The organism is Bradyrhizobium sp. ORS 375 (assembly GCF_000239775.1).
Lineage (GTDB): Bacteria > Pseudomonadota > Alphaproteobacteria > Rhizobiales > Xanthobacteraceae > Bradyrhizobium.
Window position 1 is genome coordinate 21,445 of record NZ_CAFI01000199.1, and the last position, 18,866, is coordinate 40,310.

Below are 18,866 nucleotides of genomic sequence, written 5' to 3' on the forward strand. Positions count from 1 at the left end.
CCCGAAGCCGAGGCCGGCCTGCGATAGCGGCGCGGCTGGCCCGACCGGTCGTCAGGCCGCGCGGCGCCGCTGCTGCGACAGCCTTTCGCGCTGGCGCCGGCACTCGGCCGCGAACTGGCGCAGGCGCTCGATCGTCAGCGTGTCGGTGATGCTCCGCTCGAGCCGCTCGGCCCGCTCAATCTGGTCTTCGAGATCCGTCAGCTTGGTCATGTCCCGTCTCCCTCATCCGGACAAGTTGAAGCAAATTGCATCGTTCCGGCCGGACGAGCGTCATGGTGAATGGCGGGTTAATTGCGTGATCCAGGCCACGTCGGCCGCGGTCCGGTGCGCCGGCCGCTGACGTGGCGCGCCGCGGTTGTGAGCGAGCATCCCGTTCGTTAGCATGGCCCGATCAAGCCGATGAGGAAGCTCTCCATGCGTCGCGGGCCGGCCGATCCCGACGAAGTCATCGTCGTTGCTCCCCGGCAGCGCTCGCCTGAGGCTGCGCAATTGCTCACCAGGATGCTGTCGCTCGACGGCGAATTCTGTGCGCGGCCGGTGCTGGACGTCGATCGATTGCTCGACCTCGCGCAAGAACGCCTCGGTCCGCTGACGTTCGGCGCCGACAATGCGCTGGATCTGGAGGGCATCAGGCGTCTCGCCGAGTCGATCGCGCGCGATCCCGGCTATGACGATCTCGGCCGCTACATGGCCGGCTACTATGTCTATGGCTGGATCGAGCGCTATGTCCAGTTCGCCCAGGATCTGGCCGAGGTCCCTGAGATCGTCGACGTGCCCGTCGCAAGGCCGCTGTTCCTCATCGGCTTCGGCCGCACCGGAAGCACGTTCCTGCATCACCTGCTGGCGCTCGATCCGCAGGCTCGCGCGCCGCGGCTCTGGGAGTTGCAGGAGCCGTCACCGCCGCCGCGGCCGGAGACCTATGCGACCGATCCACGCATCGGCCGGATGCGCGCGCAGTCCGAGTTTCGCGCGGCCGTCATGCCGGACCTGCACAAGATCCACGAATTCGATGTCGAGGCGCCCGAGGAGTGCCAGCTGATGATGTGGCACGGCCCGCAGCACATGATCCTCGGGCTGAGATCGCCCGAGTATTGGCATTGGTTCCGGACGCTCGACCTGCCGCAGCTCGATGCGCTCTGTGCAGGTTACAAGCGCCAGGTTCAGCATCTGCAGCTGTTTCATCGCGGCGGGCACTGGCTCAGCAAGTCGCTGGCGCATGCCCACTTCCTGCCGGTGCTGTTCAGAAGCTTCCCCGATGCGCGGATCGTCCGGCTGCATCGCGATCCCTGCCAGATCATTCCGGCGCTGGCGAGCCTGATCGCGCAGCTGCAGATCTCCTACACACCGCGCATCGATTTCCATGATCTCGGACGACGGACGCTGGAGCTGTTCGAGCACACCACGGAGCGGATGATGCAGGCCGACGAGCAGGCGAGCTCGACGCGCGTCGTCGATGTCGTGTTCGACGAGCTCATCAAGGATCCCCTGGCAACCATCCGCCGGATCCATGCGGCGTTCGGCGACGATCTCGCACCGGCGTTCGAGAGCCGCCTGCGGCAACGGCTGCAGATGGAAACGCCCAGCCGCCGATTCAAGCACGTCTACACGCTCGAGCAGTTCGGATTGACGCGTGCGCAGGTGATGGCCCGCACAGAGCACTACCTGTCATGGGTCGAACGACGCACCGGCGCGCGGTTGTGTCGATCGTGATCTCCGCGCCTGCCTGGCGACTGCGCTAGCGGATCGGCGCCTGCAGGCAATAGTCCTGCCAGAATCTCCGGTAGGCTTTCTCGACGTGCTGCGTGTACAGCGCGTTGTTTCCCGCTGCCGAATTCGAGACCATCGCCGGCAGCTCGGCGCGAAGCGCGGCAAGCTCGGCGGGCCGGGAGCAGAAATTCAGCGCGGTCGCGAGATAGCCCTCGTCGTCTTCGGCGACCCACTCGTCGAGGCCGAGCGCCTTGACGATCGCACCGCCCGCGCGGGCGGAAGGGCCGCTGCCGAGCTTGGTGACCACGGGCACGCCCATCTGCAGCGACTCCCAGGTCGAGATGCCGCCATTTTGCGGGAACGGATCGAGCGAGATGTCGATCTCGGCAAACATCGCGAGATGCTGCTGCCGCGTCGTCTTCCCTTCACAGCGGATGCGGTCCGCGGCAATGCCGTGCGCGACGAAGCGAGCGATCAATCGGTCACGCAGCAGGGCATCGCCCATCGAGTGGTTCTTGACGACGATGATCGAGCCGGGCGTTGCAGCCATCAGCTTCGACCAGAGTCCGATCGCAGGCTCGGACATCTTGTCGATGCGATTGAACGCGCCGAAGGTGACGTGGCCGTTCTGAAGCATCGGCAGCGGCGAGGGCGGAATCGTGGGCGGCGGTTCGATCGTGATCAGCGACGGCAGGTCGTAGATCTTTTCGGCGAACAGATGCCGGACCTCAGCCGGAATCGTCACCGCATCGGCCAGCAGATAATCCATCACGGGCAGGCCCGTGCCGGTGACGCTGCCGACGGCCGAGACCTGGATCGGGGCAGGCTTGTGCGCAAACATCGTGAGCCGGTGGCCCGCGGAATGCCCCGAGAGATCGACGAGGATGTCGACCTTGTCGGCCTGGATCTGGTCGGCGAGCCTGTCATCGCCCCACAGCGAGGCGTCGACCCAGCGATCGACCAGCGAGCGGCAGAGCTCGGTCTTGGCATCCTTCAACGGCGAGCAGGAATACGCCACGATCTCGAACTTGGCGCGATCATGATGGCGCAGGATGGGGAGGAAGGCGAAGGCCGCCGAATGGTCGCGGAAATCGGACGAGACGTACCCCACGACAAGGCGCCGGTCGGGGTCGATGTTTCGCACGCCGAGCGAGCGGCGCTCCAATCGCGAGCCGATCGCCTCCCACCAATATCTCCGTGCTTCCTGGAGACGTTCCACCCCGGTGTCGGGCAGGAAATCCAGCGCAAAGATCTTTTTGGTGATCGCGTCCTCATGGTTCGGTCGGATCGCCAGCGCGCGGTCGTAATGGTCGATCGCGGCGGCGGTGTCGCCCTGCGCCGCCGCGCAGACGCCGAGCAGGGTCCAGGCGATCTCCGAGTTCGGATTCTGTTCCAGCACCTTGTTGATGACGGAGATCGCCGGCGCGATGTTGCCGTTGACGAGAGTGACCGCGGCCTTGCCGCAAAGTGCTTCTTCCAGACGCGGTTCGAGGGCGAGCGCGGCATCGAAATCGGCCTCGGCCTCGGCGAACCTGCCCAACTCCTGATACGCCCGCCCGCGTTGGGCGATCACGGCCGCCGCTTTCGGATTGATCGCCAGCGCCGCATTCAGCGCGGCCAGCGCCGCGTCGAAATCCCGCAGGTTCATGCTGGCCACGCCCTTGCCGAACAGCGCCGTCAGCAGCCGCGGCTGCAGCGACAGTGCGCGATCGAAGTTCTGAGCGGCCTCGCCGTTGCGGCTCGTGAACATCAGCGCCATGCCGCGATTGGCGTAGGCTTCGGCGTGGTCGGGCTTCAGCGCAATGGCGCGGTCGTGAGCCGCGATCGCCTCCTCGAAACGGAACAGGCTCATCAGCGCGTTGCCGAGATGCGTGAGCGCGGCCGGGAAGTTCGGCTTGAGCGCAATGGCGCGCTCGAAGCGGGCTCGCGCGTCCTCGTGACGGCCGAGCCGGGACAGCGACACGCCGAGATCGGATTGGGCGTCGGCCGCGCGCGGGTCGATGTCGACCGCCCGCGTCAGCAGGAGCACGGCCTGGTCGAACCGGCCGCAATCCCGTTCGGACACGCCGAGCAGATGCAGGGCGCCGACATGCTGCGGCAGGTCCTGCAGGATCTGCCGGCACAGCGACTGGGTCTCCTGATGCCGCCCCTCGCGATAGGCTTTCACGGCCGCCGGCAGCAGCACGTCGGCCTGCTTCTTGGCCCGCTTCTGGAGCCGTGCATTCTGAAAAGCCCGCGACCCGACGCTGCTTTGCAAGTGGAATCCTCCGCCCAGGCGTTCCGTTGCTCGGAATGGTTGTTCCGTTCTCGTCGATTCGCAATGAACAGAGGTTAACGAGGGGCTGAGCGTCGAAGGGCCGGTGCGTGCGGGGGCGGTGGTTCAGGTCGCAAGGAGGACGGCGTCACGCTTGAGGCGGTCGCGGCAGAGATCAAGCTGGCTGGGGAACCTGGATTCGAACCAAGACAAACAGAGTCAGAGTCTGTTGTGCTACCGTTACACCATTCCCCAGCGGAATGCCGAGCAGTTTCAACCATTTGGTGGACTGTCTGGCACCGTTCTGCGAACCGGCCCGCGAAGCAGGCCGGCGGCGGCGACGCGTCCTTCTACCCGCATGTCCGCGGCTTTGGCAAGCCGCTGGATGACGGATTTCCAACCTGTTTGGCAACCGTCGCCCTGTCGGGCGGCCGCTAGCGCTTGCCAGGGCGGCCACGCGGCTCGTGCGGTGCGCCGTCCGGCCCGGCGCGCAGCAGCAAGACGAGGCAGGCGCCAAGGCGATCGGCGATCTCGTCGTCGTCGATCGACAGCGGGCCGGGGTCGTTGAGGATGGCGTTCACGAGGGTGCCGAGCACGACCTGCACGCCGAACGCCACCGTCTTGCGCTCCTCCGCCGTCGCGGCCGGCTTGCGCCGGCGCGTGCTGCCTCCGGGAGCCGGCGACCGCAGCAGCAGCGCCGCGCGCTGCGACAGCACCTGCGCCAATTCCTTGAAGCCGGTCCAGTTGTTGGGGCCGTCCTCGCTGCGCATGAGAGCCGCGCGGAGCACGCCCCTGTGGCGGCGCATCCACAGAACGGTGCCGCGGACCAGCAGACGGCATTGCGCGTCCAGCTCACCAGGCTGCACCGAACCCACGGGCGGCAGCCTCAGCAGCTGCTCGCGGCCGTCCTGCAGGGTGAGCGCGAGAAGGGCGTTGAAATAGGCCTCCTTGCTGTCGAAGCGGCTGTAGAAGGCGCCGACCGTGGCACCGATGTCGGCGCAGAGCTCGCTGATCGAGAGCTCCGCGAGGCTGCGCGTGCGCAACAGCTCCGCGCCGGCCGTCAACAAGGCCAGGGTGGTCTCACGGCTGCGCTGCTGCCGCGACGGCGTGACGCCGGGCAGGTCGACCTGGGCAATCCGTGGCGGCATCGAGACCTCCGTCTAGAATAATAACGATAATTATGATTATCATGCCAAGCAAGCGAGCTCTGCCACCCATGGAGGCCGATCGCTGCAACCAGAACAACGCCGCTTCGCAAGGCCGGTTGTGCCGCGATGCGAGCGACAGGGAGGACGAGGCATGAGCGAGCCCGCATTCGGAGGCACGATCGACAGGACCATCGCCGGCTCGAAGCCGTGGTGGCCGGCGCCGCCGCAGCCGCCCAAGGGCGCACCGAACATCCTGATCGTGCTGTTCGACGACGTCGGCTTCTCCGATTTCGGTTGCTACGGCTCGCCGATCCGGACGCCCGCGATCGATGCGCTGGCAGCGCAGGGGCTGCGCTATTCGGGCTTCCACACCACGGCGATGTGCTCGACGACGCGGGCGGCGCTGCTCACGGGTCGCAACCATCATTCGGTCGGCGTCGGCTGCCTCGCCAATTTCGATTCCGGCTATCCGGGCTATCGCGGCAAGATTGCGCGCGAGGCGGGGACCTTGGCCGAGATGCTGCGGGTCCACGCCTATCGCAACTACATGGTCGGCAAGTGGCACGTCACGCCGCTGACCGAGAGCGGCGCGACCGGGCCGTTCGACGGCTGGCCGCTCGGCCGCGGCTTCGATCGCTTCTACGGCTTCCTCGACGCCGAGACTGATCAATATGCGCCCGAGCTCGTGCTCGACAATACGCACATCCCGCCGCCCGGCAGCTACGCCGACGGCTATCACCTGACCGCCGACCTCATCGATCAGGCGATCCGCTTCATCGCCGACCATACCGCCGACCGGCCCGAACTGCCATGGCTCACCTGGCTCGCGCTCGGCGCCTGCCATGCCCCGCACCAGGCGCCTGATGACATCATCAAGAGCTACGATGCCGTCTTCGCCCATGGCTGGGACGTTGAGCGTGCCGAGCGCCTGGCACGGCAGAAGGCGATGGGGCTGGTGCCCGCGACGACGGACCTGCCGCCGCGGAATGACGGCGTGAAGGCCTGGGAGACGCATTCCGACGACGAGCGCCGCGTCTTCACCCGGCTGCAATCGGCCTTCGCCGGCATGCTCGACCATGCCGACCAGCATCTGGCGCGGCTGCTTGCCTTCCTCGACAAGACCGGCCAGCGCGACAACACGCTGGTGATCGTGATGTCCGACAATGGCGCGAGCCAGGAGGGCGGGCCGCTCGGCTTCGTCAATGCGATGGGGCCGTTCAACTTCAAGCCGGAGCCGATCGCGGAGAAGCTCGCGCGGATCGACGACATCGGCGGCCCCGATACGCACTCCAACTTCCCGCATGGCTGGGCGATGGCGTCGAACACGCCGCTGAGGCGCTACAAGCAGAACACGCATGGCGGCGGCATTCGCGATCCCTTCATCCTGTCTTGGCCGAAAACGATTTCGGCTGGTGGCGAGATCCGTCATCAGTTCGTCCATGCCTGCGATCTCGTGCCGACCCTGCTCGACCTGATCGGCATCGCTGCGCCTGATACGATCGCGGGTGTGCCGCAGATGCCGCTCGAGGGCGTGAGCTTCGCCAGGTCCATTACGGATCCGAATGCGCCGTCCAAGCAGGTCGCGCAATATTTCGAGATGTTCGGCCATCGCGGCCTCTGGCACGACGGCTGGAAGGCGGTGGCGTTTCATCCTACCGGCACGCCGTTCGACAACGACAAATGGGAGCTGTTCCACCTCGCGCAGGATTTCTCCGAGACCCATGATCTCGCCGCCGCCGAGCCGGAGCGGCTCGCCGCGCTGGTGAAGCTGTGGTGGGAGCAGGCGGAGGCGCACCAGGTGCTGCCGCTCGACGACCGTTTCGGCCCGCGCTTCGCCGAGAACGCCGCGCGCTTCCACGGCGCGCGCACCCGCTTCACCTTCCACGCCGGCATGGGCCACGTGCCGACCGACGTCGCGCCCGACGTACGCAGCCGCGACTATCTGATCGAGGCGCATGTCGAGATCGATGAAGGCGCGAGCGGCGTGCTGATCGCACATGGCGACGCCACCTCGGGCTACAGCCTCTATGTCAAGGATGGCCATCTTGTGCACGATCTCAATATCGGCGGCCGCCACGAGATCGTACGTTCAGTTCGCCCCGTGCCGGCTGGACCGCATCGCCTCGGCCTTCGCGTCGAGCGTCTTCGGCGACAGACCGAGCCGGCCAAGGGCGCGCGCACCGGCATGAGCCAATATACGCTGCTGATCGACGGCGAGGAGGCCGGTAGGCTGACGACGCAACTCGCCTTCCACACTCTGATCTCTTGGTCGGGCCTCGACATCGGCCACGACCGCGGCAGCCCGGTCTCGGACTACACGGCGCCGTTTGCGTTCACCGGGCGGCTGTCGCACGTGACGGTGACGATGCAGACCGAGCAGAGTCTGGATGGCGAGAGCGTGGGGCAGGCCGAGATGGCGCGGCAATAGTCGGCGGCGGACGGAGACGGGAAAACGAGACGAGACTTCGCGGCAGCGGTCGATCGTCTCTGGTGCGCTTGCCGTTGCAACAGCTGTCACGCTCCGCGAAGGCGCAGCATCCAGTGCTCCGCAGCAAAAGATGTTGAACCGAGATGTCACGGATGGCGGACGATGACAGCTGGGTCTGCATGTCCAGCACGATGTAACGAGGACGGTGAAACGGTCGTCCGGCTACTGTTTGCAGTCAGTCCGGGTTCAAGGCCTGCGGCCTTGCCCCGGACTGACGTCGGTCACGATGCCGCAGGATTATTCCGCTGCTTCCTTCACCGGCCCTGACGCCGCCGTCTCGGTCTCGTGGTCGATATGCGTGCGGCCCCAGCGCGCGAAGGCGTTGTTGACCTTGTCGAGATAGAGATAGATCACAGGCGTCGTGAACAGCGTCAGCATCTGGCTGACGATCAGGCCGCCGACCATGGCGTAGCCGAGCGGCTGGCGGATTTCCGAGCCGGTGCCGTTGCCGAGCATCAAGGGCACGCCGCCGAGCAGGGCGGCCATCGTGGTCATCATGATCGGGCGGAAGCGGAGCAGAGCGGCCTGGCGGATCGACTGCTCGGGCGCCAGATGCTGGTCGCGCTCGGCGGCGATGGCGAAGTCGACCATCATGATGCCGTTCTTCTTCACGATGCCGATCAGCAGGATGACACCAATAAGAGCAATCAGGCTGAACTCGTAGCCAAACGCCATCAGGATCGCGAGCGCGCCGACGCCGGCCGAGGGCAGCGTCGAGAGAATCGTGATCGGGTGGATGTAGCTCTCGTAGAGAATACCGAGGATCAGATAGACCACGACGAGCGCCGCGAGGATCAGCAGCGGCACGGTCGACAGCGACTGCTGGAACGCTTGCGCGGTGCCCTGGAAGCTCGAATTCAGCGTGGCCGGAGCACCGAGCTCGACCATCGCGCGCTGCACGGCGTCGGTGGCCTGGCCGAGTGCGACGCCCTGGGCGAGGTTGAAGCTGATCGTGATCGACGGGAACTGGCCCTGGTGGCTGATCGACAGCGGCTTGACCGGCACCGTGGTCCAGTTGGCGAAGGTCGACAGCGGCACCTGGTCGCCAGTGGTCGGCGACTTCACATAGAGCTTGTTCAGCGTGTCGAGGTTGCCTTGCAACTCCGGCAGAATCTCCAGGATCACGCGATAGGAGTTGAGCTGGGTGAAGTACTGCGCGACCTGGCGCTGACCGAAGGCGTCATACAGCGTGTCGTCGATCAGCTGCGGCGTGATGCCGTAGCGCGAGGCGGTGTCGCGGTTGATCGTGAGCTGCACGGTGGTGCCGTCGGCCTGCTGGTCGGTGGCGACGTCGCGCAGCTGCGGCAGCGAGCGCATCTTCTCCAGGATCTTCGGCGCCCAGTCGTTGAGCTCGGAGAGGTTCGGATCCTGCAGGGTGAACTCGAACTGGGTGCGGGAGGGGCGGCCGCCGAGCCGGATGTCCTGCGCCGCCTGCATGTACAGCCGCGCGCCCTCGACCTTCTCGAGCTGCGGCCGGAGCCGGGTGATGATCTGCTGCGCCGTCGCCTCGCGCTCCTCGCGCGGCTTCAGGGTGATGAACATGTTGCCGTTGTTGCCGGCGCGGCCCGAGCCGCCGATCGCCATGGCGACGCTGGCGACATCATGATCGGCCATCACGATCTTGGCCAGCGCCTCCTGGCGCGACTGCATCGCCTTGAACGAGATGTCCTGCGAGGCTTCCGACGTGGCAGTGATCAGGCCGACGTCCTGCTGCGGGAAGAAGCCCTTCGGGATCAGGATGAACAGGTAGACGGAGAGGCCCAGCGTGGCGAAGAACACCATGAGGGTGGCGAAGCGCCAGCGCAGCGCGAGATCGAGGCCCTTCTCATAGGCGCGCAGCATCGCGTCGAAAGCGGCCTCGCTCCACTGGTAGAACTTGCCGTGCTGGGTGGCGTGCTCATTGCGCAGGAAGCGCGACGCCATCATCGGGGTCAGCGTCAGCGACACGAACATCGAGACGAAGATGGTCATCGCCAGCACGACCGCGAACTCGCGGAACAGCCGGCCGATGATGCCGCCCATCAGGAGCAGCGGGATCAGCACCGCGACCAGCGAGATCGAGATCGAGACGATGGTGAAGCCGATCTCCTTGGCGCCCTTGTAGGCGGCGGCCATCGGCGATTCGCCTTCCTCGACATAGCGCGAGATGTTCTCGAGCATGACGATGGCGTCGTCGACCACGAAGCCGACCGCGATGGTCAAAGCCATCAGGGAGAGGTTGTCGAGCGTGTAGCCGACGCCCCACATCATCGCGCAGGCGCCGAGCAGCGCCAGCGGCACGGTGATCGTCGGGATCACCGTGGCCCAGAAGCTGCGCAGGAAGATGAAGATCACCATCACGACCAGGAAGATCGTGAGGATGAGCGTGAACTGGACGTCCTCGACGGCGGCGCGGATGGTGGTTGTGCGGTCGGAGATGACGTCGATCTTGATCGCCGGCGGGATCGCCGCGACCAGACGCGGCAGCAGCCCCTTGATGCGATCGACGGTCTCGATGACGTTGGCGCCAGGCTGCTTGAAGATCACCAGGAACACGCCGCGCTTGCCATTGGCCCAGGCCGCCTGCTTGGAATCCTCCGCCGCGGTCACGGCCTTGCCGATGTCGCGGATGCGCAGGGGACCGCCATTGCGGTAGGCGATGATGACGTCGTTCCAGTCCTTCGAGTCGGTCAGCTGGTCGTTGGCGTAGATCGTGTAGGCGCGCCGCTCGCCGTCGATGTTGCCCTTGGGGGCGTCGACGGTGGTGATCGCGATCTGACTGCGCACATCCTCCATCGACAGGCCCTTGGCAACGAGCTTGGCCGGATCGATCTGGATGCGGATGGACGGCTTCTGCTGGCCGCCGATGATGACCTGGGCAACGCCCGAGATCTGGCTGATCTGCTGGGCGAGACCGGCGTCGACCGCGTCGCTGACCGTGGTCAGCGGCAGCGTCTCGGAGGTGGCCGACAGCAGCAGGATCGGGGAGTCGGCCGGGTTGACCTTGCGATAGGTCGGCGGCGACGGCAGGCTCTTCGGCAGCTGGCCCGAGGCGGCGTTGATCGCGCCCTGGACGTCGTTGGCGGCGCCGTCGATGCTGCGGTTGAGATCGAACTGGATCGTGACGGAAGCGGTGCCCAGGTAGCTGGTCGAGGTCATCTGGGCGATGCCGGGGATCTGCGCGAACTGCCGCTCCAGCGGCTGGGCGACCGATGTCGCCATCGTCTCGGGGCTCGCGCCCGGCAGGTTGGCGGTCACCTGGATGGTGGGGAAGTCGACCTGGGGCAGCGGCGCGACGGGCAGCAGCGGGTAGGCGACCAGACCGATGAAGAGAATGCCCGCCATCAGCAGCGAGGTGCCGATGGGGTATTTGATGAAGGGTGCCGAGATGCCGCCGCCGTTCATTCCTGCCGGACCTTCGCTGCCGCCGGCTCCGTGCTGGCGACCGCTGTCGTCACGAGGGAGCCGGGCTGTACCTTGAACTGACCGCCGGTGATCACCTGCTGGCCCGGGGTGAGACCCTCTTCAATGACCGTGCGGCCATCGATCGAGGCGCCCACCTTCACCTTGCGCAGCTCGGCCTTGCTCTCCGGGCTGACGGTGTAAGAGTAGAGCCCATTGGTCGAATGCTGGACCGCGTCGTCGGGAACCACCGTGGCGTCCTTGAGCGTCCGCACCAGGAGACGCGTCGAGACCGACTGGCCCGGCCACAGCACGTGCTCCTTGTTGTCGAACACCGCCTTGAGCCGGATTGTTCCGCTCGACGTGTCGACCTGGTTGTTCACAACCATCAGCTTGCCTTCGGCGAGCTGCTTCTTGCCGTCGGTGGTGAATGCGATGACCTTCAACTGGGCAGACTTCTGCGCCTCGTTGATGTAGGGCAGTTGCTCCTCCGGCGCGGTGAAGATCACCGAGATCGGCTCGATCTGCGCGATCGACACGATGCCGGTCTGGGTCGAGGCATTGACGATGTTGCCGACATCGACCTGGCGCAGGCCGGCGACGCCGGAGATCGGCGCCTTGACCTGGGTGTAGCTGAGCTGGGTCTGGGCATTGGCGATCGCGGCGTCGTCGGCGGCGATCTGCGCCGTCAGCTGCGCGACGGTGGCGCGCTGGGTGTCCTGCTGCTGCCGCGTCGCGAACTCGCCGAGCTTGGTGGTGCGCTGCAGATCGAGATTGGCGTTGTTGAGATTGGCCTCGTCCTGGGCCCGCTTGGCCTTGGCCTGGTCGAGCGCCGCCTGGAACGGCCGTGGATCGATCTCGACCAGGAGATCGCCTTCCTTCACCAGCTGGCCTTCGGTGAAGGCGATCTTGTCGATCTGGCCGTCGACGCGGGTGCGAACCTGGACGGTATTGAAGCCCTGCACGGTGCCGAGCCCGGTCAGAAAGACGGGAAAATCGGTCTTCTCGACCGCGACGGTCGATACCCGAACCGCCGCCGGCCGGGACGATTTCTGCGCGGCCGTCTTCTTCGCGGCCTCGCCGCTCTCATAGCGCTGCCAACCGTAGTAGCCGGCGCCGCCGAGAGCCGCGGCCAGCAGGATCCAAGTGATGGTTCGTGATGTCTTCATGCTGGCCCACATGCTGGGACGGACAGGATAACCGGTCTTTAAAGCCTTTCCCAGCGGCCCAGATATAGTACGCACGCAATTAATGTGTAAACACACGAGCGCTTGCGCCAACCTAAACAATTGGCAAGCTTCGCAGTGCGATCAAAAGACTTCACGGGAGGTCACAGCCATGTCGCTGGACGACAGACGTCAGCTGATCGCGCAGCTTGTCGAAAGCTCGCGCATTCTCCGCAACTATATTGATCATCGTGCCAAGCAGTGTGGCACCACCCGCGCGCAATGGGTGGTGCTGTATCGGCTGCGCGCGCAGGAGGGGTTGTCGCAGGTCGATCTCGCAGATGTGCTGGAACTGCAGCCGATTTCGCTGGTGCGGCTGCTCGATCGCCTGGTGGAGCAGGGCCTGTTGGAGCGCCGGCACGATCCGAGGGATCGGCGCGCGAATCGACTCTACCTCACCGAGGCCGGCCGCAAGGTGGTCGACGAATTCGACGAGGTCCGGGACACGATCGTCGCCGACGTGCTGCAAGACACTCCGGATGCGGCGGTGGCGACCAGCCTCGCCACGCTGCGCGCGCTGAAGGAGCGGATCAAGACGCTGTCCGAGACCAAGGCGGACATGGTGGCCAAATAGCCGGCGCAGCGGCGGGCCCGCTTCTCCGATCTTGAGTTGCGTCGATGAGTGAAAACATCCTCCGTGAGAAATCTCTGGCGCGTTGCACGAGCCAATCACGGACGCGCGCCATCGCTTGCTCCGGCTCGCCCCGCCTTCGGCAAACCGAGGGCGTGCCGGGCCTCGCGATCCGCTCGGCGGAACATCGATGGTCTGCGGCGCGACGCAAGGCGGTCCTCGGCCGACCTAATATCGCCGTCTTGTCGCGCCCGATGAGAGCTGATTAGAAGCGGATGATTTCGACGGCCGCGGATGCTGTCGGGGTAATCGGCATGAATCCAACCAGAGCAGGACTGCGTCGGCCGGTTGCGGCGACGATGCGCCATGCGACGACAACGAGATGGGAAGCTTTCGATGGAAGAACTGAACGGCAAGATGCTCGCGTGCCAGATCCTGGTGACCGGCCTGATCGCGCGCGTCGCCAACGAGCAGCGCGATCCGCTGCGCTTCCTCACCGATTTCCGCGATGAGATCAGGGCCGTGGTCAACGGGGTGCGCATCGCGGGCATCGAGGATTCCGAGCGTGTGCGCAAGATCGCGGTGCAGACGGTGGACGAGCTGTTCTCACTGATGAAGCCGCCGAGCAGCGACGAGCCGGCCGGCTCGTCGACCTGAGAGCTCATGGAGCTGAGATGTGAGGTGTCTCGACAACAGCGCGAGTCAAATCGCGCTGTTTAGAACGATTTCAAGTTCCACATTGTTATTAGTTGAGCGTTTTTAGAATTGTTTTGATCTGGAACTATTCAAGGCCAAATTAGGGCTCCTCAAATTGACCCCCTGAAACACGCCCGATACCAACGACACATCGCCGCACTGCGAATGATCCGCGGAAGCGATGTGGAATGAAAAATCTGGGGCGCGTGAAATTCAAATGGGACAGGTGAGAGCACCGCGTTCGCTGCGCGAGGGCGCAGCGATGAAGTTTTCTGATGGACGAGGCGAGGGGCCCCTCGTCACCAAGGTGTCGGCGGTCGCCGGACTGATGGCCGTGGCATCGCTGTCGTCGGCCGAGGCGCAACCCGCCTCCGATCTGCCGCCCGTCAACGTCGATGCGCCGGTCGCGCGCGCCAAGCCGACATCCTCCAAGCCGACCCCCGAGCAGGTCCGCGCGCGCAATGCCCTGCGCCGCGCCGCCCGCCAGCAGGGCGCCCAGCAGGCCGCGGTGGCGTTCCCGAACGCCGGCGGGCTGTCCGCGCCCGATGCCAACCCCTATGCCGATGCGGCCGAGCCGTACAAGGTCAACCGCGTGCAGGCCTCGGGCAAGTTTCCCGAGCCGCTGCTGAACACGCCGAAGACGATCACCGTCATGAGCAAGGAGGTGCTGGCCGACAAGCACGTCACCGCGCTCAAGGAGATCGGCCGCTCGACCGCCGGCGTCACGCTTGGCTCGGGCGAGGGCGGCAACGCGTTCGGCGATCGCTTCTTCATCCGCGGCTTCGACGCCCGCAACGACGTCTTCATCGACGGCATCCGCGATCCCGCGGTCTCGATCCGCGAGAACTTCTTCACCGAGCAGATCGAGATCCTGCGCGGTCCGGCCTCGTCCTATGCGGGCCGCGGCACCGCCGGCGGCGCCATCAACATCGTCACCAAGCAGGCCGGCGACACCAACTTCAAGCGGATGGACACCGAGTTCGGCACCGACCAGCAGAAGCGCGTCACGCTGGACGTTAACCAGGTGATCTCGCCGACGGTCTCGGTGCGCACCGGCGGCGTGTTCCAGGACTCCAACGTCGCGGGACGCAACTTCGTCACCGACGACCGCTGGGGCGCGTTCCTCTCGACCAAATGGACGCCGACCGAGGACCTCAAGTTCACGACCAACTACGTCCACACCGATCTGTCCGGCTATCCGGATTTCGGCGTGCCCTACTACAAGCAGGGCAATGTTCCGGTGACCTCGGCGGGCATTCCGCGCGAGACATGGTACGGCTTCCTCAACCGCGACTTCCAGGCCGCGCGGCAGGATTTCGGCACCGGGACGATGGAATACAAGGTCAACGAGGCGATCACGCTGACCAGCAAGTTCCGCGGCGAGCATTCGGAGCTGAACTACATCGGCACGCTGCCGCAGAACCCGATTACGACCAGCCCGAATCCACTGCTCTGGACCACGACGGCCAGCACGCAGAGCCGCTTTCAGACCGTCGACGTCTGGGCCAACCAGAACGACGCCACCTTCAAGCTCGATATCTGGGGCGTGAAGCACACCGCGGTGGTCGGTACGGAGTTTTCCAACGAGAACATCTCGATCGACCGCTACACCGGCCTGGCGGCGGAGCTGTTCGGCGCCGGCTCGACCAGCACTAGCGCGCAGACCGGCGTCAATCTCTATTCGCCGCAATACACCTACAGGCAGTACACGACGCTGCCGTCGCTGACGGGTAATCCGACGCGCTACGGCGTCAACACCAACAGCGTCTACCTGATGGACACAGCCAATTGGCGGGACATCATCATCCTGAATGGCGGCGTGCGATACGACGGCTATAACATGAGCTCGTCGACCAACTCGCCGAAATACCTCAAGATGAATGCAGACCTGGTCAACTACAATGTCGGACTGGTCTACAAGCCGATGCCGATCGGCAGCATCTATGCGGCCTATGCGACCTCGGCCAACCCGTTCGGCTCCGAGCTCGACGCCACCGCCACCGATTACGGCGGCGTGCCCGCCAACACCGCCGTCCTGCTCGGGCCGGAGCGCAACAAGGCAGCCGAGCTGGGCACCAAATGGGAGCTGGTCGATCGTCATCTGCTGGTGTCCGGTGCGCTGTTCCAGACCACCAAGGACAATGCCCGCGAGACGGTCAACAGCGTCCTCACGTCAGGCGCGGCGTACCGTATTCAGGGCATTGACATCGAAGCGGAAGGCAAGCTCACCGACCGCTGGAGCATCTTCGGCGGCCTGGTGCTGATGCAGTCCAAGGTGACGCAGAGCGGCATTCCTTCAAACGTCGGCCTGCAGCTTGCCAACATCGCGCACCAGTCCTTCAGCATGCTGTCGAAATACAAGTTCGACAATGGCTGGGAGCTCGGCGGCACGGCGGTGTACCGCTCCAAGGTCTATGGCGGCACCTTCGCCGCCAACACCGGCAACGAGCTGCCGAGCTACTGGCGATTCGACGCCTTCGTCGAGAAGAAGATCGACAAGAACTGGACGATGAAGGTTTACGCGCAGAACCTGACCAACAAGCTCTATTACGACACGCTGTATCGGAGCGCGGTGCCGTTCGTCGCCGTCGCCCCGGGCCGCGCCTTCTACATCATCACCACTGCGAAGTTCTGATCATGCTGATCTGCATCCCGGACGTTCTGTCCAAAGACGAGGTCGCCGATGTCCGCCGCATCATGGATGCGGCGGAGTGGGAGGACGGCCGCTCGACGGCCGGGGCGCAGTCGGCGATGGTCAAGCGCAACGAGCAGCTGCCGCCGGACGGCGAGGCGGCGCGGGTGCTGGGCCAGCGCATCATCACCGCGCTGACGAAGAACCCGCGCTTCCTGTCGGCGGCGATCCCGCTGCAGATCTTTCCGCCTTTGTTCAATCGCTATACTGCCTCGCGCGGCGACCATTTCGGCATCCATGTCGACAATGCCGTGCGCGGCGATCCGTTGACAGGGCTTCGCATCCGCACCGACCTGTCGATGACGTTGTTCCTGGCTGAACCGGACACGTATGACGGTGGCGAGCTTGTGATCGAGGACACTTACGGCTCGCACGAAGTCAAGTTGCCCGCGGGGCATGCGGTGCTGTATCCGTCGTCGAGCCTTCACATGGTCACGCCGGTCACGCGCGGCGCCCGGGTCGCCTCTTTTTTCTGGATGCAGAGCATGATACGGGATGCTCACGTCCGGAGCATGATCTTCGATCTGGACACGGCGATCCAGAGCCTGGCGGACCGCCTCGGGAGGGACGATCCCGATGCGGTCAAGCTGACCGGCATCTATCACAATCTGATCCGGCAATGGGCCGAGGTCTAATGGGCCGAATATGATGACATCGTTCCTCGCAAGGTTTGCAATCGTCCTGTCATGCCTGACTGTGTCGGCCACGGCGCCCGCTGGCGCTCAGCAGGTCGGCCAGCCGATGCCGGCGGCCCCGGCGATCTCGATGGACGTCTCGACGCAGCCGGCCACACAGCCAGCCGCAGCTCAGCCGCCGGCAGGGCAGGCGTCGGCGACCGCGGAGAGCGGGGCGCGGACCGGCAAGACGATTGCCACCGGACTGGACGAGCTGTCGCCGCTCGGCATGTTCCTCAAGGCCGACATCGTCGTCAAAGCGGTCATGATCGCGCTGGCACTCGCCTCGGTTGCGAGCTGGACCATCCTGATCGCCAAGAGCGTCGAGTTCTCGATGCTGCGCCGCCGGCTCGCCGGCGCGCTGCGCAAGCTGACAGCGGCGAAATCGCTCGCCGAGGCGCAACTCGCGCTCGGCCAGGGCGGGAAGCAAGCCCGCAACGTTGCAGCGGTGCTGCTGCAGGCCGCGATCGCGGAGGCGCGGCTGTCGGCCGGACTGAACAGCGATGACGGCATCAAGGAGCGCGCGGCCTCGAGCTTCACCGAGATCGTGCGCGCCGAGGCGCGCCGCGTCCGCGTCGGCATGGGCCTGCTCGCGACCGTCGGCGCGATCTCGCCCTTCGTCGGCCTGTTCGGCACCGTCTGGGGCATCATGAACAGCTTCATCGGCATCTCCAAATCGCAGACCACCAACCTCGCGGTGGTCGCGCCGGGCATTGCCGAAGCGCTGCTGGCGACGGCGATCGGACTGGCCGCCGCGATCCCCGCGGTGATCATCTACAATCACTTCTCGCGCGTCACGAAGGGCTATCTCGAGCTGGTCAACCGCGCCTCCGGCGCAGTCGGCCGGCTGCTGTCGCGCGATCTCGACCGCAGCCACCTCAGCGTCCACGCGCGCGCGGCGGAGTAGCAGGCGATGGCCGTCTCGCTCTCCGAAGGGGATCTCGACGATGATCTCGACGAGACCCACGACATCAACGTGACGCCGTTCATCGACGTCATCCTGGTGCTGCTGATCATCTTCATGGTGGCGGCGCCGCTGTCGACCGTGGACCTGCCGATCGATCTGCCGTCCTCCAGCGCCACGCCGCAGAAGAAGCCGGACAAGCCGACCTACGTGTCGATCAAGCCGGATCTGTCGCTCGCGATCGGTGAGACCCCGGTGAAGCGGGTCGATCTGCTGACGGAGCTGAACAAGGCGATGGCCGACCACGCTGCCGATGACCGAACGGTGTTCCTGCGCGGCGATCGCGCGGCGCCTTATGGCGAGGTGATGGAGGTGCTGGAGCTGCTGCGCGGGGCCGGCTACAAGTTCAAGCTGGTGGCGCTGGAACGTGTGCCGGGCGCCGCCGGCGACGCCGCTCCGGCGGCCCAACCCTGACCCGTGTGTCCGGCATGAGCGACCTCGACAGCATCCACACCGGCTCTCGCGCGGCCTGGTTCGTCGCCGCGCTGGTGGCGATCGTGCTGCACGCTGGCGGCGTGGCTGTTGCCTTGACCAAGGCTGCCGTGGACGATGACAGCGGCGGCCTCGGCACCGCTGCTGATGTGATCGACGTCGAGATTGCAGCACCGAAGGTCGAAGAAACGGACTTGCCGAAGGGCGTGGAGTCGGTCGCCGACACCGCCTCGGTGGCGACGCCCGAGCAGAAGGCCGAGACCGAGCAGGCGGAGCTGCAGAAGGGCGTACCGACCACCACGGAGGAAGCTGACCAGCGGGTGTCGCCGACAGAGGTCAAGAAGCCGACCGAGGAGGAAAAGGTCGCCGCCGTTGCCACCAATGCGTCCGAGGCGCACCAGGCCTCCGTGGACAGCGCGCAGGACTCGTTCGACGCCAAGGTTCCCGAAGCCCCCGTGAAAAAGGCGCTCGACACCAAAGGCAAGGGCAAGGACGTCGATCCGCTGACGGCGAGTTGGCAGCGAGAACTCAGCCTGATCGTGAAGAAGCATCAACGGTACCCGCGCGGCAAGGTCAAGGGCGGCAGCGTCCGGGTGACCTTCACGCTCAACCGGCGTGGCAACGTGCTCTCGG

At 65.5% G+C, this 18,866-nt stretch carries 14 protein-coding genes and 1 tRNA gene; 9 read left to right on the plus strand and 6 right to left on the minus strand.

The features are described 5' to 3' along the window. Positions 1-51: 51 nt before the first annotated feature. On the minus strand, positions 52-210 hold the full coding sequence (locus BRAO375_RS38045) for a hypothetical protein (RefSeq protein ID WP_175345328.1): 159 nt from the start codon (positions 208-210) through the stop codon (positions 52-54). A 204-nt stretch (positions 211-414) separates the two neighbouring features. Here BRAO375_RS38045 and BRAO375_RS17115 point away from each other — a divergent pair, with 204 nt between their 5' ends. Continuing rightward, entirely contained in the window at positions 415-1,710 is a 1,296-nt protein-coding gene (locus BRAO375_RS17115; protein ID WP_244423209.1) for a sulfotransferase family protein, read from the plus strand. Positions 1,711-1,735: 25 nt separating this feature from the next. On the opposite strand, the gene BRAO375_RS17120 is transcribed toward BRAO375_RS17115, so the two are convergent. The 3 genes from BRAO375_RS17120 to BRAO375_RS17130 all read right to left on the minus strand — a co-directional run bounded on the left by BRAO375_RS17120 (position 1,736) and on the right by BRAO375_RS17130 (position 5,109). Beyond that, positions 1,736-3,964 (minus strand): O-linked N-acetylglucosamine transferase, SPINDLY family protein, encoded by a 2,229-nt coding sequence (locus tag BRAO375_RS17120; RefSeq protein WP_009028719.1) that lies wholly within the window; start codon positions 3,962-3,964, stop codon positions 1,736-1,738. A gap of 178 nt (positions 3,965-4,142) precedes the next feature. Further along, positions 4,143-4,216, minus strand: a tRNA-Gln gene (locus tag BRAO375_RS17125). 179 nt (positions 4,217-4,395) lie between these two features. Then, positions 4,396-5,109, minus strand: coding sequence for a TetR/AcrR family transcriptional regulator (locus BRAO375_RS17130; protein WP_009028721.1), 714 nt, complete (start codon positions 5,107-5,109; stop codon positions 4,396-4,398). 151 nt (positions 5,110-5,260) lie between these two features. Between BRAO375_RS17130 and BRAO375_RS17135 the strand changes: the two genes are divergently transcribed. Next, positions 5,261-7,537 carry an arylsulfatase gene (locus BRAO375_RS17135; RefSeq protein WP_009028722.1) on the plus strand — a complete coding sequence of 759 codons (2,277 nt, stop codon included), beginning with the start codon at positions 5,261-5,263 and terminating at the stop codon, positions 7,535-7,537. Between the two features lie 297 nt (positions 7,538-7,834). Here BRAO375_RS17135 and BRAO375_RS17140 read toward each other — a convergent pair whose 3' ends face one another. Beyond that, positions 7,835-10,981: a multidrug efflux RND transporter permease subunit gene (locus BRAO375_RS17140; protein ID WP_009028723.1), complete on the minus strand. Its 3,147-nt coding sequence runs from the start codon at positions 10,979-10,981 to the stop codon at positions 7,835-7,837. Continuing rightward, positions 10,978-12,147 carry an efflux RND transporter periplasmic adaptor subunit gene (locus BRAO375_RS17145; protein WP_035640740.1) on the minus strand — a complete coding sequence of 390 codons (1,170 nt, stop codon included), beginning with the start codon at positions 12,145-12,147 and terminating at the stop codon, positions 10,978-10,980. The genes BRAO375_RS17140 and BRAO375_RS17145 overlap by 4 nt, the downstream gene beginning before the upstream one ends. Before the next feature lie 169 nt (positions 12,148-12,316). Between BRAO375_RS17145 and BRAO375_RS17150 the strand changes: the two genes are divergently transcribed. The 7 genes from BRAO375_RS17150 to BRAO375_RS17180 form a co-directional block, all read left to right on the plus strand. After that, on the plus strand, positions 12,317-12,778 hold the full coding sequence (locus tag BRAO375_RS17150; RefSeq protein WP_009028725.1) for a MarR family winged helix-turn-helix transcriptional regulator: 462 nt from the start codon (positions 12,317-12,319) through the stop codon (positions 12,776-12,778). 393 nt (positions 12,779-13,171) lie between these two features. Continuing rightward, positions 13,172-13,432 (plus strand): hypothetical protein, encoded by a 261-nt coding sequence (locus BRAO375_RS17155; protein ID WP_009028726.1) that lies wholly within the window; start codon positions 13,172-13,174, stop codon positions 13,430-13,432. 256 nt (positions 13,433-13,688) lie between these two features. Continuing rightward, on the plus strand, positions 13,689-16,106 hold the full coding sequence (locus BRAO375_RS17160; protein WP_035640733.1) for a TonB-dependent receptor: 2,418 nt from the start codon (positions 13,689-13,691) through the stop codon (positions 16,104-16,106). Positions 16,107-16,108: 2 nt separating this feature from the next. Then, positions 16,109-16,798, plus strand: a complete 690-nt coding sequence (locus tag BRAO375_RS17165) for a Fe2+-dependent dioxygenase (RefSeq protein WP_009028728.1) — start codon at positions 16,109-16,111, stop codon at positions 16,796-16,798. Between the two features lie 10 nt (positions 16,799-16,808). After that, on the plus strand, positions 16,809-17,744 hold the full coding sequence (gene exbB / locus BRAO375_RS17170; protein ID WP_009028729.1) for a tonB-system energizer ExbB: 936 nt from the start codon (positions 16,809-16,811) through the stop codon (positions 17,742-17,744). 6 nt (positions 17,745-17,750) lie between these two features. Continuing rightward, positions 17,751-18,215, plus strand: coding sequence for a biopolymer transporter ExbD (locus BRAO375_RS17175; RefSeq protein ID WP_009028730.1), 465 nt, complete (start codon positions 17,751-17,753; stop codon positions 18,213-18,215). A gap of 14 nt (positions 18,216-18,229) precedes the next feature. After that, the coding region (locus BRAO375_RS17180; RefSeq protein WP_035640736.1) for an energy transducer TonB at positions 18,230-18,866 on the plus strand (637 nt) is incomplete at its 3' end.

Coding starts and splice junctions, on each gene's coding strand:
- BRAO375_RS38045 (WP_175345328.1), bottom strand. CDS start 210: ATGACCAAGCTGACGGATCTCGAAGACCAGATTGAGCGGGCCGAGCGG.
- BRAO375_RS17115 (WP_244423209.1), top strand. CDS start 415: ATGCGTCGCGGGCCGGCCGATCCCGACGAAGTCATCGTCGTTGCTCCC.
- BRAO375_RS17130 (WP_009028721.1), bottom strand. CDS start 5,109: ATGCCGCCACGGATTGCCCAGGTCGACCTGCCCGGCGTCACGCCGTCG.
- BRAO375_RS17135 (WP_009028722.1), top strand. CDS start 5,261: ATGAGCGAGCCCGCATTCGGAGGCACGATCGACAGGACCATCGCCGGC.
- BRAO375_RS17140 (WP_009028723.1), bottom strand. CDS start 10,981: ATGAACGGCGGCGGCATCTCGGCACCCTTCATCAAATACCCCATCGGC.
- BRAO375_RS17145 (WP_035640740.1), bottom strand. CDS start 12,147: ATGAAGACATCACGAACCATCACTTGGATCCTGCTGGCCGCGGCTCTC.
- BRAO375_RS17150 (WP_009028725.1), top strand. CDS start 12,317: ATGTCGCTGGACGACAGACGTCAGCTGATCGCGCAGCTTGTCGAAAGC.
- BRAO375_RS17155 (WP_009028726.1), top strand. CDS start 13,172: ATGGAAGAACTGAACGGCAAGATGCTCGCGTGCCAGATCCTGGTGACC.
- BRAO375_RS17160 (WP_035640733.1), top strand. CDS start 13,689: ATGGGACAGGTGAGAGCACCGCGTTCGCTGCGCGAGGGCGCAGCGATG.
- BRAO375_RS17165 (WP_009028728.1), top strand. CDS start 16,109: ATGCTGATCTGCATCCCGGACGTTCTGTCCAAAGACGAGGTCGCCGAT.
- exbB (WP_009028729.1), top strand. CDS start 16,809: ATGATGACATCGTTCCTCGCAAGGTTTGCAATCGTCCTGTCATGCCTG.
- BRAO375_RS17175 (WP_009028730.1), top strand. CDS start 17,751: ATGGCCGTCTCGCTCTCCGAAGGGGATCTCGACGATGATCTCGACGAG.